Annotated in this window: 13 protein-coding genes; 9 read left to right on the plus strand and 4 right to left on the minus strand. The window is 70.9% G+C overall.

The window, feature by feature from the left end; translation table 11 throughout:
- The first annotated feature begins 95 nt into the window (after positions 1-95).
- The 7 genes from AC3WXD_RS05995 to AC3WXD_RS06025 all read left to right on the plus strand — a co-directional run bounded on the left by AC3WXD_RS05995 (position 96) and on the right by AC3WXD_RS06025 (position 8,841).
- Entirely contained in the window at positions 96-3,836 is a 3,741-nt protein-coding gene (locus tag AC3WXD_RS05995) for a nitrate reductase subunit alpha (protein WP_492323261.1), read from the plus strand.
- On the plus strand, positions 3,833-5,383 hold the full coding sequence (gene narH, locus AC3WXD_RS06000) for a nitrate reductase subunit beta (RefSeq protein WP_029044293.1): 1,551 nt from the start codon (positions 3,833-3,835) through the stop codon (positions 5,381-5,383). Before AC3WXD_RS05995 ends, narH begins: the two co-directional genes overlap by 4 nt.
- A gap of 83 nt (positions 5,384-5,466) precedes the next feature.
- On the plus strand, positions 5,467-6,135 hold the full coding sequence (gene narJ, locus AC3WXD_RS06005) for a nitrate reductase molybdenum cofactor assembly chaperone (RefSeq protein ID WP_020206255.1): 669 nt from the start codon (positions 5,467-5,469) through the stop codon (positions 6,133-6,135).
- 10 nt (positions 6,136-6,145) lie between these two features.
- A complete protein-coding gene (narI, locus tag AC3WXD_RS06010; protein WP_454733539.1) occupies positions 6,146-6,829 on the plus strand; it encodes a respiratory nitrate reductase subunit gamma in 684 nt (227 codons plus the stop codon).
- A gap of 47 nt (positions 6,830-6,876) precedes the next feature.
- Positions 6,877-7,620 (plus strand): peptidylprolyl isomerase, encoded by a 744-nt coding sequence (locus tag AC3WXD_RS06015; RefSeq protein WP_492323262.1) that lies wholly within the window; start codon positions 6,877-6,879, stop codon positions 7,618-7,620.
- 181 nt (positions 7,621-7,801) lie between these two features.
- Entirely contained in the window at positions 7,802-8,368 is a 567-nt protein-coding gene (gene mobB / locus AC3WXD_RS06020) for a molybdopterin-guanine dinucleotide biosynthesis protein B (protein WP_454733541.1), read from the plus strand.
- A gap of 41 nt (positions 8,369-8,409) precedes the next feature.
- Positions 8,410-8,841, plus strand: coding sequence for a putative zinc-binding protein (locus tag AC3WXD_RS06025; RefSeq protein WP_059411396.1), 432 nt, complete (start codon positions 8,410-8,412; stop codon positions 8,839-8,841).
- A gap of 52 nt (positions 8,842-8,893) precedes the next feature.
- On the opposite strand, the gene ubiT is transcribed toward AC3WXD_RS06025, so the two are convergent.
- The 3 genes from ubiT to ubiU all read right to left on the minus strand — a co-directional run bounded on the left by ubiT (position 8,894) and on the right by ubiU (position 11,378).
- Positions 8,894-9,349, minus strand: coding sequence for a ubiquinone anaerobic biosynthesis accessory factor UbiT (ubiT, locus tag AC3WXD_RS06030; RefSeq protein WP_020206260.1), 456 nt, complete (start codon positions 9,347-9,349; stop codon positions 8,894-8,896).
- Positions 9,346-10,266 carry a U32 family peptidase gene (locus tag AC3WXD_RS06035; protein WP_155888359.1) on the minus strand — a complete coding sequence of 307 codons (921 nt, stop codon included), beginning with the start codon at positions 10,264-10,266 and terminating at the stop codon, positions 9,346-9,348. Before AC3WXD_RS06035 ends, ubiT begins: the two co-directional genes overlap by 4 nt.
- A 74-nt stretch (positions 10,267-10,340) precedes the next feature.
- Positions 10,341-11,378, minus strand: a complete 1,038-nt coding sequence (gene ubiU, locus AC3WXD_RS06040) for a ubiquinone anaerobic biosynthesis protein UbiU (RefSeq protein ID WP_020206262.1) — start codon at positions 11,376-11,378, stop codon at positions 10,341-10,343.
- 322 nt (positions 11,379-11,700) lie between these two features.
- Between ubiU and AC3WXD_RS06045 the strand changes: the two genes are divergently transcribed.
- The gene (locus AC3WXD_RS06045; RefSeq protein ID WP_020206263.1) at positions 11,701-12,900 is read left to right on the plus strand and encodes an NAD(P)H-dependent flavin oxidoreductase; all 1,200 of its coding nucleotides are present in this window, start codon (positions 11,701-11,703) and stop codon (positions 12,898-12,900) included.
- Positions 12,901-12,967: 67 nt separating this feature from the next.
- Positions 12,968-13,750 (plus strand): enoyl-ACP reductase FabI, encoded by a 783-nt coding sequence (gene fabI, locus AC3WXD_RS06050; RefSeq protein ID WP_020206264.1) that lies wholly within the window; start codon positions 12,968-12,970, stop codon positions 13,748-13,750.
- Positions 13,751-13,811: 61 nt separating this feature from the next.
- Here the strand turns inward: fabI and AC3WXD_RS06055 are convergent, their stop codons facing one another.
- The gene (locus AC3WXD_RS06055) at positions 13,812-14,546 is read right to left on the minus strand and encodes a Crp/Fnr family transcriptional regulator (protein WP_020206265.1); all 735 of its coding nucleotides are present in this window, start codon (positions 14,544-14,546) and stop codon (positions 13,812-13,814) included.
- Positions 14,547-14,709 lie beyond the last annotated feature (163 nt).

The raw sequence follows: 14,709 nt of genomic DNA on the forward strand, positions 1-14,709 counted from the left end.
CCAGCGAATGGGCAGCGCCGCGCCCTGCCCATAAGCTGTGCACATCCCTGGACCGCTTCCCCAACGGTCAGCAAAAGCCCTCGCGGAGAACAACAATGAGTCATTTCCTGGATCGACTGAAATTCATGTCGCGCGTCAAGTCCACCTTCGCGGACGGGCACGGCGCCGTGGTGGACGAAGACCGCCGGTGGGAGAACGGATACCGCAACCGCTGGCAGCACGACAAGATCGTGCGCTCCACCCACGGCGTGAACTGCACCGGCTCGTGCTCGTGGAAGGTGTACGTCAAGAACGGACTGATCACCTGGGAGACGCAGCAGACCGACTATCCGCGCACCCGCCCGGACCTGCCCAACCACGAGCCGCGCGGCTGCCCGCGCGGCGCCTCGTACAGCTGGTACGTCTATTCCGCGCAGCGCGTGAAATACCCGATGATCCGCGGGCGCCTGATGGAGATGTGGCGCGAAGCCCGCAAGACCCTCGACCCGGTGGCCGCCTGGGCCTCGATCAGCCAGGACCCGGTCAAGGCGCGGCGCTACAAGAGCGTGCGCGGCCAGGGCGGCTTCGTGCGCGCCGACTGGGACACCGCCACCGAGATCATCGCCGCAGCCAACGCCTTCACCATCAAGCGCTTCGGCCCGGACCGCGTGGTCGGCTTCTCGCCGATTCCCGCCATGTCGATGGTGTCCTACGCCGCCGGCGCGCGCTACCTGAGCCTGCTGGGCGGGGTCTGCCTGTCGTTCTACGACTGGTACTGCGACCTGCCGCCGGCCAGCCCGCAGGTCTGGGGCGAGCAGACCGACGTGCCGGAATCGGCCGACTGGTACAACTCCACCTACCTGATGGTGTGGGGCTCCAACGTGCCGCAGACGCGCACCCCTGACGCGCACTTCTACACCGAGGTCCGCTACAAGGGCACCAAGACCGTGGCGGTGTCGTCCGACTTCGGCGAGATGGTCAAGTTCGGCGACATCTGGCTGGCCCCCAAGCAGGGCACGGACGCCGCGCTGGCGATGGCGATGGGCCACGTGGTGCTCAAGGAATTCCACCTGAACGGCCGCTCCGCTTACTTCCGCGACTACCTCAAGCAGTACACCGACATGCCGATGCTGGTGCTGCTGCGCGACAACGGCGGCACGCTGGTGCCCGACCACTTCCTGCGCGCCTCCCACCTGGCCGGCGCGCGCGGCGAGGCCAACAACCCGGAATGGAAGACGCTGGTGATCGACGCCGCCAGCGGCGACTTCGCCGTGCCCAACGGCACCATCGGCTTCCGCTGGGGCGAGGCCGCGCACAACGGCGGCGAGAAGGTGGGCCGCTGGAACCTGGAGATGAAGGACGGCGGCAGCGGCCGCGCGCTCGACCCGCTGCTCTCGCTGATGGCCACCGGGCACGAGGTGGCCGAGGTCGGCTTCCCGTATTTCGGCGCCGAGCACGACGCGCTGCTCAAGCGCCGCGTGCCGGCCCGGCGCATCACGCTGGCCGACGGCAGCAGCGCGCTGGTGGCCACCGTCTATGACCTGCAGATGGCCAACTACGGCGTGGACCAGGGCCTCGGCGGCGACAACGTGGCCACCTCGTTCGACGACGACGTGCCGTACACGCCGGCCTGGCAGGAAAAGCACACCACCGTGCCGCGCCACCTGGTGATCCAGGTCGCGCGCGAGTTCGCCGACAACGCCGACCGCACCCAGGGCAAGAGCATGGTGATCGTCGGCGCCGCGCTCAACCACTGGTACCACAACGACATGATCTACCGCGGCATCATCAACCTGCTGATGATGTGCGGCTGCGTGGGCAAGAGCGGCGGCGGCTGGGCGCACTACGTGGGCCAGGAAAAGCTGCGCCCGCAGTTCGGCTGGGCGCCGCTGGCCTTCGGCCTGGACTGGTCGCGCCCGCCGCGCCAGATGAACGGCACCTCGTTCTTCTACAGCCACACCAGCCAGTGGCGCCACGAGAAGCTCGCCGTGGACGAGATCCTCGCCCCGACCGCCGACAAGGCCCGCTACCAGAACCTCTCGCTGCTGGATCTCAACGCCCGCTCGGAGCGCATGGGCTGGCTGCCCTCGGCGCCGCAGTTGAGCAGCAACCCGCTCGACGTCGCCGACGCGGCCGAAGCCGCCGGCCAGGACCCGGTCGCCTACACCGTGGCGCAGCTCAAGTCCGGCGGCCTGCAGTTCGCCTGCGACGACCCCGACAACCCGGCCAACTTCCCGCGCAACATGTTCGTCTGGCGCTCGAACATCCTCGGCAGCTCGGGCAAGGGGCACGAGTATTTCCTCAAGTACCTGCTCGGCACCCAGAACGCGCTGTTCGGCGACGAAGCCGACGCCATCACGCCGAGCGAGGTCACGGTGCGCCCGGCCGCCGAGGGTAAGCTCGACCTGCTGACCGTGCTCGACTTCCGCATGAGCACCACCTGCCTGTACGGCGATGTGGTGCTGCCCACCGCGACCTGGTACGAGAAGGACGACCTCAACACCAGCGACATGCACCCGTTCATCCATCCGCTCTCGGAGGCGGTGCAGCCGCTGTGGGAAAGCCGCACGGACTGGGAGATCTACAAGGCCATCGCGAAGAAGTTCAGCGAGATCGGCGGCGCCCACCTGGGCACCCGCACCGACCTGGTGTGCACGCCGCTGCTGCACGACACCCCGGGCGAGCTGGCCCAGCCGTTCGCGCCGAAGGACTGGAAGCGCGGCGAGTGCGAGCTGATTCCCGGCAAGACCGCGCCGTCGATGACGGTGGTCGAGCGCAACTATGCCGACATCTACAAGAAGTTCACCTCGATCGGGCCGCTGCTCGACAAGCTCGGCAACGGCGGCAAGGGCATCAACTGGGATACCCGCCACGAAGTCGGCGAGATCGGCGCGCTCAGCAAGATCGTGGACGAGCCCGGCGTGAGCCAGGGCCGCCCGCGGCTGGACACCGCCATCGACGCCGCCGAGATGATCCTGACCTTCGCGCCGGAGACCAACGGGCACGTCGCGGTGAAGGCGTGGGAGGCGCTGTCGCGCATCACCGGGCGCGAGCACGCGCACCTGGCCAACGGGCGCGAGCACGACAAGATCCGCTTCCGCGACGTGCAGGTGCAGCCGCGCAAGATCATCTCCGCGCCCACCTGGTCCGGGCTGGAATCGGAAGAGGTCAGCTACAACGCCGGCTACACCAACGTGCACGAGCTGATCCCCTGGCGCACCCTGACCGGCCGCCAGCAGTTCTACCAGGACCACCGCTGGATGCTGGACTTCGGCGAAGGCAGCTGCGTCTACAAGCCGGCCATCGACACCAAGACCACCGCGCCGATGCTCGGCGCCCGGCCCAACGGCAACCCGGAGCTGGTGCTGAACTGGATCACGCCGCACCAGAAGTGGGGCATCCACTCCACCTACTCGGACAACCTGCGCATGCTGACGCTGTCGCGCGGCGGGCCGCACGTGTGGATCTCGGAGAGCGAGGCCAAGGCCAGCGGCATCCGCGACAACGACTGGGTGGAAGTCTTCAACGTCAACGGCACGCTGACCGCGCGCGTGGTGGTGTCGCAGCGCGTGCCCAAGGGCATGTGCCTGATGTACCACGCCCAGGAAAAGATCGTGAACGTGCCCGGCGCCGAGACCAGCGGCATGCGCGGCGGCATCCACAACTCCGTGACCCGCACCGTCACCAAGCCCACCCACATGATCGGCGGCTACGCGCAGCTGGCCTACGGTTTCAACTACTACGGCACCGTCGGCAGCAACCGCGACGAGTTCGTGATCCTGCGCAAGATGAACAAGGTCGACTGGCTGGAAGGCCCGCTGGTGGAACAACAAGCGAAGGAAGGAGCCGCGCAATGAAAATCCGTGCCCAGGTAGCCATGGTCCTCAACCTGGACAAATGCATCGGCTGCCATACCTGCTCGATTACCTGCAAGAACGTCTGGACCAGCCGCGACGGCGTGGAGTACGCGTGGTTCAACAACGTCGAGACCAAGCCCGGCATCGGCTATCCCAAGGAATGGGAGAACCAGGACAAGTGGCTCGGCGGCTGGACGCGCAACGCCGCCGGCAAGCTCGAGCCGCGCCAGGGCAGCCGGCTCGGCATCCTGGCCAAGCTGTTCACCAACCCCAACCTGCCGCAGATCGACGAATACTACGAGCCGTTCACCTACGACTACGAGCACCTGCAGAAGGCGCCGCTGGTGCAGACGCCGCCCACCGCGCGCCCGGTCTCGGTGCTGACCGGCAAGAAGATGGAAAAGATCGAATGGGGCCCGAACTGGGAGGACGACCTCGGCGGCGAGTTCGGCGCGCGCAGCAAGGACAAGCTGTTCGACGACGTGCAGAAGGAGATGTACTCGACCTTCGAGAACACCTTCATGATGTACCTGCCGCGCCTGTGCGAGCACTGCCTGAACCCGGCCTGCGTGGCCTCGTGCCCGTCCGGCTCGATCTACAAGCGCGAGGACGACGGCATCGTGCTGGTCGACCAGGACAAGTGCCGCGGCTGGCGCATGTGCATCTCCGGCTGCCCGTACAAGAAGATCTACTACAACTGGCAGAGCGGCAAGGCCGAGAAATGCCTGTTCTGCTATCCGCGCATCGAGGCCGGCCAGCCCACGGTGTGCGCGGAGACCTGCGTCGGGCGCATCCGCTACCTCGGCGTGATGCTGTACGACGCCGACCGCATCCAGGACGCCGCCGCGGTGGAGAACCCGCAGGATCTCTACCAGTCGCAACTGGACATCTTCCTCGACCCGCACGACCCGGCGGTCCAGGCCGAGGCGCTGCGCCAGGGCATCGCGCAGAGCTGGCTGGACGCCGCGCGCAAGTCGCCCGTGTACAAGATGGCGTGCGAATGGAAGGTGGCCTTCCCGCTGCACCCCGAGTACCGCACGCTGCCGATGGTGTGGTACATCCCGCCGCTGTCGCCGATCCAGTCCGCCGCCGCCGCGGGCCACATGGGCATGGACGGCGTGATCCCGGACGTGAAGAGCCTGCGCATCCCGGTCAAGTACCTGGCCAACCTGCTGACCGCGGGCGAGGTGGCGCCGGTGCTCAAGGCGCTCGAGCGGATGCTGGCCATGCGCGCCTACAAGCGCTCGGAAGTGGTCGACGGCGCGCAGGACCTGGCCGTGCTGCAGCAGGTCGGCCTCACGCCGGCGCAGGTGGAGGACATGTACCAGATCATGGCGATCGCCAACTACGAGGACCGCTTCGTGATCCCGTCCTCGCACAAGGAGATGGTGGAGGACAGCTTCAACGACAAAGCCAGCTGCGGCTTCACCTTCGGCAACGGCTGCTCGGGCGGCACCTCGGACGGCTCGCTGTTCGGCAAGAAGCCGCAAGGCAGCGTGGTGTTCGCCGACATGCCGAAATCGCGCAAGAAAGCCGTGGCGACGTGACCGGCGCCCTGTAACTGGCGCCCTGTCACCGACGCCTGACCCCGCGCACCCTTTTGCCATCCCTACCGAACTGGAGCCTTCCCATGCCGCTCTACCCCATCCTCAGCGCGCTGCTGTGCTACCCCGAGCAGGATCTGCTCGACGCCCTGCCCGAGATCGACGCCGCGCTGGCCGAATGGCCGCAGGCGCAAGCCACGCTGGCGCCGCTGTGCGACCTGCTCAAGACCAACACGCTGATCGAGCTGCAGGAGAACTACGTCGCCACCTTCGACCGCAATCCGGCCCACTCGCTGCACCTGTTCGAGCACGTGCACGGCGAGAGCCGCGACCGCGGCCAGGCGATGGTCGACCTGCTCGACGAATACCGCCGCGAGGGCTTCGAGCCGGTGACGGCGGAGCTGCCCGACTACGTGCCGCTGTTCGTGGAGTTCCTCGGCGTGCTGGCCGCCGGCGGCAGGGAGGACCACGCCGAGCAGTTGCTGGGCGACGCCATCCACGTGCTCGCCGCGGTCGGCGAGCGCCTGGCGCGCGACGAAAGCCCGTATGCCACGGCGTTCGCCGTGCTGCGCACGCTCACCGACGTGCAGCCGCAGCCGCGCACCGAGCCGCCGGTGCGCAGCATGGACGAAGCGCTGGAGACCTTCGGCCCCGGCGCCGACGGCGTGGAGCCGCTGCTCGCGCCGCGCCCGGCGGGCGACCAGCCCGTGCATTTCTACGCCCGCGGCACCGCGCCGCTGTCCACCGCACGCTGAGGCCACGACCATGAACCTGCTCAACCAGTTCCTCTACGGCATCTACCCCTACATCGCGCTGGTCGTGTTCCTGTTCGGCAGCCTGGCGCGCTTCGAGCGCGAACAGTACGGCTGGAAGAGCGACAGCTCGCAGCTGCTGTACCGGGGCAACCTGCGCGTCGGCAGCATCCTGTTCCACGTCGGCATCATCGGGCTGTTCTTCGGCCACCTCGTGGGCCTGCTCACGCCGGTGGCGGTATGGGACGCGCTGGGCGTCTCGCACAGCTTCAAGCAGGGCGTGGCGATGGCCGCCGGCGGCGTGATGGGCACCATGTGCCTGTCCGGCCTGCTGATCCTGCTGCACCGCCGCTTCACCAACGCGCGCGTGTCCGCGGTCACGCGCACCGGCGACAAGGTGCTGCTGCTGTGGATCCTCGTGACGCTGCTGCTGGGCCTGTCCACCATCTTCGAATCGTCGCGCCACATGGACGGCCACATGATGGTGCTGCTGATGACCTGGGCGCAGCACATCGTCACCCTGCGCGGCGACGCCGCCGGCTACATCGCGGGCGCGCCGCTGCTGTTCAAGGCCCACCTGTTCATGGGGATCTCGCTGTTCGCCATCTTCCCGTTCACGCGGCTGGTGCACGTGTGGAGCGGCTTCGGCTCGGTCGGCTACCTGGGCCGCGCCTGGCAGCTGGTGCGCAGCCGCTGACCGTCCCCGATCATCGCCCCCGATCACCGCCCCAAGAGGAGAAAACCATGCCCATCCTGGTCAACGGCGTCGAGCTGGAAGACGCCGACATCGAACGCGAACTGGCCCACCACGCCGGCACGCGCGAGCCCGCCCGCCATGCGGTGGTGGCCCTGGTGCTGCGCCACCTGGTGCGCGCGCAGGCGCAGCGGCTCGGGCTGCACGGCGACGACGAGGCGCTGACGCAGGCGCTGCTCGAGCGCGAGGTCGGCCTGCCCGAGCCGGACGAAGCCAGTTGCCGCCGCCACTACGACAGCCACCACGAGCGCTTCCGCGACGGCGAGTGGGTCGATGCCGCGCACATCCTGTTCCAGGTCACGCCGCGCGTGCCGCTCGACGCGCTGCGCGAGACCGCCGCGGCCACGCTGGCGCAGGCGCTGGCCGATCCGGCGGCGTTCGCCGGGCTGGCCAGGGCGCGCTCCAACTGCCCCAGCGGCGGCGCCGGCGGCGGCCTGGGCCGCGTGTCGCGCGGCGAGACCGTGCCCGAGTTCGAGCGCGCCATCTTCGCCGCGCGCCAGCCCGGCGTGCTGCCGCGGCTGGTCGAGACCCGCCACGGCCTGCACGTGGTGCGGGTGATCGCGCGCTGCGACGGCGTGCAGCTGCCGTTCGACGCGGTGCGGCAGCCGATCGCGCGCGCGCTCGCCGCGGCGGCGCGCGACCGCGCCTGGAAGCAGTACGCCAGCCTGCTCATCGGCGGCGCGCATATCGAGGGCATCGACCTCGGCGGCGCCGCGACACCGCTGGTCCAGTAAGAAGTCGTTTCAAAAGGATCCTGGCGTCGTTGCGCGGCACGGCAAGTACTGGTTGTACCGTCCGCGGCCGCGCGTCCAGCCAGGACCGCTTCGCTGCATCTTGAAACAACGTCCAGACCATCACCAACGCGCGCGGGCGGCAGCGGCGGTCCGCGCGGACACCACGCATGGGAGCGCAGTCATGCAACCCGCCATCATCGGCATCGCAGGCACCTCGGGCAGCGGCAAGACCACGCTGATCACGGCCATGCTCGCCTGGTTCCGCCTTCACGGCCTGACCGTCAACGTCATCAAGCACAGCCACCATCCGCTCGAGCTGGAGCCGCCGGGCAAGGACAGCGCGCGCTTTCGCCAGGCCGGCGCCGGCGAGGTGCTGGTGGCCTCGCCGTTCCGTTTCGCCATCGTGCACGAACTCGACGGCGCGCCCGAGCCGACCCTGCGCGAGCAGGTGGCGCGGCTGGCGCCGGCCGACCTGACGCTGGTGGAAGGCTTTCGCAGCGAGGACATCCCGCGCCTGGAGGTCTACCGGCCCGCGCACGGGCGCGCGCCGTACTACCCCGGCGATCCGTCCATCGTCGCGGTGGCCAGCGACGCGCCGCTCGACGCCGGCCTGCCCTGCCTGCCGCTCGGCCAGCCCGCCCAGGTGGCGCGCTTCATCCTCGGGCTGTGCGGCCTGGACGCCGCGGTGCCGCGCGATGCGTCGCCCGCGAACGGCGCGCGGCACGGTCCGCCGGCGGCCGCGTCCTGATCGCCGTCCGCCGTCCCGCCCATCCCGTCCGGAGGTTTCCCATGCCCAACGCCGACACCGCCACGCTGCCCCTCGTCTACGCCTGCTCGGGCTGCTCCAGCGTGGCGCAGCTCGCCAACACCTTTGCCATCCGGCTCGACCGCGGCGGGCAGGCCGAGATGTCCTGCATCAGCGGGGTCGGCGGCGGTGTCGCCGCGCTGGTCCGGGTGGCGCGCTCGGGCCGCCCGATCCTGGCCCTGGACGGCTGCCCGCTGGCCTGCGTGAAAGCCTGCCTGGCCGGCGCCGGCGTCGCGCCGGACCGGCACCTCGTGCTCAACCGCCTGGGCGCCACCAAGCGCCAGCACGGCGAATGCACCGAAACGGAAGCGGACGCGGCGTGGCAGGCGGTGACGTCGGCGTTGTCGTCGCTCGCGGCGCCCGCGGATGCGCCGCCGGCCGAGGCCGGCGCGATGCGCGAGCAGCGCCCGGCCTAGCGACCGCCGACCGCCGCGCGCGCCCGCAGCGGGGCGCGCGGCAAGGCCCGCGTCAGCGGCCCGGCTGCGACGCCACCGCGCCCGGCGCAAGATGCCGGGCCAGCCCGGCCAGCCATTCCGGCCGGTCCACCGTGTCGAGCCAATACTTGACCTCCAGCCCGAGCGCGGTATCGCCGCCGATGGACAGGCGCCGCTGGAAGAACAGCGTGTCGGTATCGGCCTCCCCGCCCAGCAGGCGCAGGTAGTCCGCGGCGTTGGCGCGCAAGGTCAGCGCCGGCGCGCTGCCGTCGAACGGGCCCGCGGCAAAGCGGCCGTCCACGCAGCGGAACCGTATCTGCAGGCCGAGATCGTCCACCGCCAGCAGGAAGCCGTGGCCGTCGAGCGCGGCCGGCGGCCGCAGCCAGCCGCGCCGCCGCGCGAGTTCGAGCGCCGCCACCGCGGGCAGGGACTGCGCCGGCGCCGGCAGCGCGCGGTGCAGGCGCGCCAGGAGGGCTTTCGGGGCGATCATGCGCGCGCCTCCTGCCAGGTAATGCCGGCCTTGCCGTCCCAGTAGCCATTGCTGGGCGCGGCGCCCGCCGGCCAGTGGCCGGTGCCGGCCACGGCAGCCTCCCCCGCGCGCAGCGCCGCCAGCGCCGCCACCACGTCCAGCGTGGCGCTGGCATGCGGGCTGACGCGCACGAAGTCGATGCCCATCGCCGCCATCGCCGGCACCTCGGCGCACAGGTCGAGGCAGCTGGCGGACTGGATCTGCACCCCGTTGAGCGTGAAGAACGGCTGGCCCTCGCCGGTCGAGGCCACCAGCCCGTCCGGGTAGTCCAGGCAGCGGAACTCGCAGTTGTCCTTGCGCAGGCGGTGATGGCGCGCGGTGAAGCAGCGCGCCGAGAACGCCAGCGGCATACGCCCCCACACCAGCACTTCCAGCCCCATGCCGGCCGGGCGCGCGGCCGCCAGCGCGGCCAGCGCGGTGCGGTCCATTTCCAGCGGCGGCACGCAGGCCACGGCGCCGAGCCCGCCCAGCCACGCCAGCGTGTCCGCGTGGTAGGCGTTCAGATGCGGACCGCCGACGAAGGGCCGCCCCTGCATGCGGTTGACCGCGCCCAGGTCGTTGGCCTCGACCAGGTATTCGTCCTGCTCGCAGACGCGCTGCATGCAGGCGATGTCGCTGTCGGACTCGACCAGCACGGGCGTCGACAGCACCACCTCCTTGCCGGCGTCGCGCAGCATCCGCGCGATCTCCAGCCAGTGGGCGTGGCGCAGCTCGTGGCGGCGCGTGCAGACGGTCTCGCCCAGGTAGACGCGCCCGACCGCCGTGTCGGCGACGTCGGCATAGAACTGCATGACCTTGGAGCGCGGCCAGTAGTACAGCAGCGGGCCGAGCGCGATGCCGAAGCTGGGCGCCGCGGGCTCGATCATCGATGGATTCATGGGTAGTCCGGTTCCGGAAGAAAGAGGTTCAGAAGAAAGTCAGAAGAGGCGCGGCGCGGGAAACCCGGCCGGCGTCAGCGCCACGGCCGGTCGTAGGCGCCCTGCGTCACCTGGTCGCCCTCGGCGTGGCGGCCGAGCACGCCCTGCCATTCCTGGCGCGCGGCGAAGCGGGCCGGATCGGCGCAGGCGGCGTCGATGGCGGCGCGCAGCACGCCGACCACGTCGCCGACGTAGCGCGGGCTGCGCTGGCGGCCTTCGATCTTGATCGCGGCGATGCCCATGCCGATCAGCGCCGGCAGCAGCGACAGCGCGTTGAGGCTGGTCGGCTCCTCCAGCACGTAGCCGCGCTCGCCCTCCACCTCGAAGCGCCCCTTGCACAGGGTCGGGTAGCCGGCGGGCTCGCCCGGCGCGTAGCTGTCGATCAGGATGCCCGACAGCCGCGCGTGCATGGTGCCCTCGCGCTCCTCCCAGCGCACCGCGTGCGCGGGCGAGCACACCCCCTTGTTATTGGGCGAGTCGCCGGTCGCGTAGGACGACAGCAGGCAGCGGCCCTCGGCCATCACGCACAGGCTGCCGAAGCCGAACACCTCCAGCTCCGCGTCGGTCTGCCGCGCCAGCTTGCCGATCTGCGCCAGCGACAGCACGCGCGGCAGCACCACGCGGTGGATGCCGAAGCGCCTGCGCATCAGCTCGATGGCGTCGGCGTGCGTGGCCGAGCCCTGCACCGACAGGTGCAGGCGCAGCTGCGGATGGCGCTCGCGGGCATAACCCATGAGGCCGGGATCGGCCATGATGACGGCGTCCGCGCCGAGTTCGGCGGCGGCGTCGATGGCGCGGTGCCAGTTGGCCACCGCGCCCATCTGGGCGAAGGTGTTGATGGCGAACAGGACTTCCGCGCCGCGCGCGTGGGCCTCCGCCACGCCGGCCCGGATGTCGGCCTCGGTGAAGTTCAGCCCGCCGAAGTTGCGCGCGTTGGTGGCGTCGCGCAGGCCGAGGTAGACGGCGTCGGCGCCGTGCTGCAGGGCCGCGCGCAGCGCCGCCAGCGAGCCGGCGGGCGCGACCAGTTGCGGGCGGCGGCCCGGGCCTGAAGTACCTGGTGTGTCTGGTGTCATGGATCTGCTCGATGAGGTTCGCGGCGCGCGCGGGCGCGATGGTCCGCGAAGGCCCGCGATGGTCGTCAGGGCCCCGCGCGCGCCTGTGAGCCATGATCCTAGCCAAATGCGGCGCCCGGCCAATTGTCCGGGAGCAAGAGCCTGTGCCGCGGCGCGCGCGCGGGCTTGACGGCCATCCGCCAGGCGGCATAGGCCATTGGTAGCGCGCGGCCCGCCAATTGATCCAGCGCAAAAACCCGGCGGCGCGTCCATGCAACCCTTGGTGTCTTCCCGCGCCGCGCGGCACCGCCGCCGGCGGGCGGGAAGTCTTACCGAGGGCGATATGCAAGAGCATTGGCTGAAGCTGGCGGGCCGCAGGCTGGTCCCGGTGGTACAGGGCGGCATGGGCATCGGCGTCTCCGCGCACCGGCTGGCCGGTGCCGTGGCGAGCCAGAACGGCATGGGCACCATCGCCAGCATCGACCTGCGCCACCATCATCCCGACCTGCTGGCCGACACCGCCCGGTCGCGCGACAAGTCCCGCATCGAGGCCGCCAACCTGGTCGCGCTCGACCGCGAGATCCAGGGCGCGCGGCGGCTCGCGGGCGGGCGCGGCGCGATCGCGGTCAACGTCATGAAGGCGGTCGGCTCGCACGCCGCGCTGGTCCGGCAGGCCTGCGAGAGCGGCGCCGACGCCATCGTGATGGGCGCGGGCCTGCCGCTCGACCTGCCCGAACTCGCGGCCAGCCGCCCGGACATCGCGCTGATCCCCATCCTGTCGGACGCGCGCGGCATCGGCCTGGTGCTGCGCAAGTGGATGAAGAAGAACCGGCTGCCGGACGCCATCGTCGTCGAGCATCCGGCCCACGCCGGCGGCCACCTGGGCGCCGCGCGCATCGAGGATCTCGGCGAGCCGCGCTTTTCCTTCGCGCGCGTGCTGGCCGACTGCCGCGAGCTGTTCGCCACGCTGGGCCTGGCCTGGGGCAGCGTGCCGCTGATCCTCGCGGGCGGGATCAACAGCCACGCCAAGGTGCGCCACTGGCTCGGCGAGGGCGCCGCCGCGGTGCAGCTGGGCACGGCCTTCGCCGTCACCGAGGAAGGCGACGCGCACCCGGACTTCAAGGCGGTGCTGGCCGGCGCCCGCCCCGATCAGTTGTGCGAATTCACCAGCGTGGCGGGCCTGCCGGCGCGCGCCGTGCTGACGCCGTGGCTCAAGCGCTACCTGTCGCGCGAAACCGCGCTGCGCACCCGCGCCAAGGTGCGCGACTGCCTGGAGGGCTTCGATTGCCTGCAGGCGTGCGGCCTGCGCGACGGCATCGGCCGCATCGGCCAGTTCTGCATCGACCTCAAGCTGGCCCAGGCCATGCGCGGCGACGTGGAGCGCGGCCTGTTCTTCCGCGGCAGGGGCGCGCTGCCGTTCGGCGACGCCATCCGCCCGGTGCGCGAGCTGATGCGCTACCTGCTCACCGGCGAAATGCCCGCCGGCTTTACCGCGCCCGCCGCGCCCGCCATGCCGGCGGCGCCGGCCGGCCAGGCCCTGTAGCGGCCCGGCCAGTTCATCCATCCGGGTGCCGGCGCACCGCATGCCGGCCCCGCGCACCAGGAGCATCATGGGATTCCTCGACAACAAGCGCATCCTCGTCACCGGCGTGCTGTCGCCCCGCTCGATCGCCTACGGCATTGCCGCGGCCTGCCGGCGCGAAGGCGCCGAGCTGGCCTTTTCCTACGCCGGCGAACGGTTCCGGCAGCGCATCCAGGACATCGCCGGCGAGTTCGGCAGCGAGCTGGTGTTCGAATGCGACGTCGCCAGCGACGCCGCGATCGACGGCATGCTGGCGGCGCTGGCCGCGCGCTGGGGCACGCTGGACGGGCTGGTGCACGCCATCGGCTTCGCCCCGCGCGAGGCGATCTCGGGCGGCTTCCTCGACGGCCTCTCGCGCGAGAGCTTCCGCATCGCGCACGACATCTCCGCGTACAGCTTTCCCGCGCTGGCCAAGGCCGCGCTGCCGCTGCTGTCGCCGCGGGCCTCGCTGCTGACCCTGTCGTACATCGGCGCGCAGCGCGCGATGCCGCACTACAACGTGATGGGGCCGGCAAAGGCGTCGCTGGAAGCCAGCGTGCGCTATCTCGCCGCCGCGCTCGGCGCGCGCGGCACGCGCGTCAACGCCATCTCCGCGGGGCCGATCCGCACGCTGGCCGCGGCCGGCATCAAGGACTTCGGGCTGATCCTGGAGTATGTGGAGCGGACCGCCGCCCTGCGCCGCAACGTGGACATCGGCGAAGTCGGCAACGTGGCGGCCTTCCTGCTGTCGGACCTCGCCAGCGGCATGACCGGGCAGGTGACCTACGTCGACGCGGGCTTCAAGGCGATGGCCTGCCCGCCGGGCGAATAGCGCCGCACAGCGCCCGATAGCACCGGACGGCACCCAACGGCGCCGCCCACGCCGGCAGGCGTCACCCCGCCGCGCGGGAACGCAGGCGCAGCCCGTCCACGTCCAGCAGATGGATCTTGCCGCGCTCGAGCCGCAGCAGCCGCTCGCCGGCCAGCGTGCGCATCGCGCGCGACAGCGTCTCCGGCGACAGCCCCAGCTTGGACGCGATCACGCGCTGCGTGCACGCCAGCCAGGTCCGCCCGCTTTCGCCCGCCTGCTGCAGCAGGAACTCCGCGACCCGCTGCAGCGCGCAGCGCAGGCTCACCCCCTCGATGTCCCGCATCAGCGTGACCAGCCGCGCCGACAGGTTCCTGAGCAGGCGCGCCGACAGCTCGGGCGCGCGCGCGATCGCGCGCTGCATGGCGGCGGTGTCGATGCGGATCACGGCGCTGCGCGCCAGCGCCCGGCATTCCACCAGATAGGGCGCGTCGAGGAACATCACCGCCTCGCCGAACACCGCGCCGGGGCCGAACACCTCGATGGCCTTCTCGCGCCCGGGCATCACCGGCAAAGCGAGCTTGACCATGCCCTCCGCCACGATATGCAGGCCCTTGCACGGCTCGCCGCGCCCGAACAGCACGCCGCCCTTGGGCAGGCGGCACGAGCGCGCGGCCAGCGCGAGCTCGTCCAGCAGGGCCGGCTCGAGGCCGCGGAACAGCGGCAGCCGCGCGAGGCGGGCGGCCTCGGGCGCGTGGTCCGCGCCGGCGGCGGCGCCGAGCCCGTGCCAGTGCAGCGGGCTGGTGAACTGATTCAGCATGGTTTCCTCTCCGGATTGCCTTTGCGCGATGCCAGATGCCGGCCGGGCGGCCGCTCTTCGCGTGGGACGCGGACCGCACTCCCGTGCCTTCCTGGCCGGATTCTGGCACACTCCGGGCACGAAAAATTTATGTCACTGTGTGATATTTTCACAAAGTCGGACA

It is taken from the genome of Cupriavidus sp. FW216-B1, from assembly GCF_058789195.1.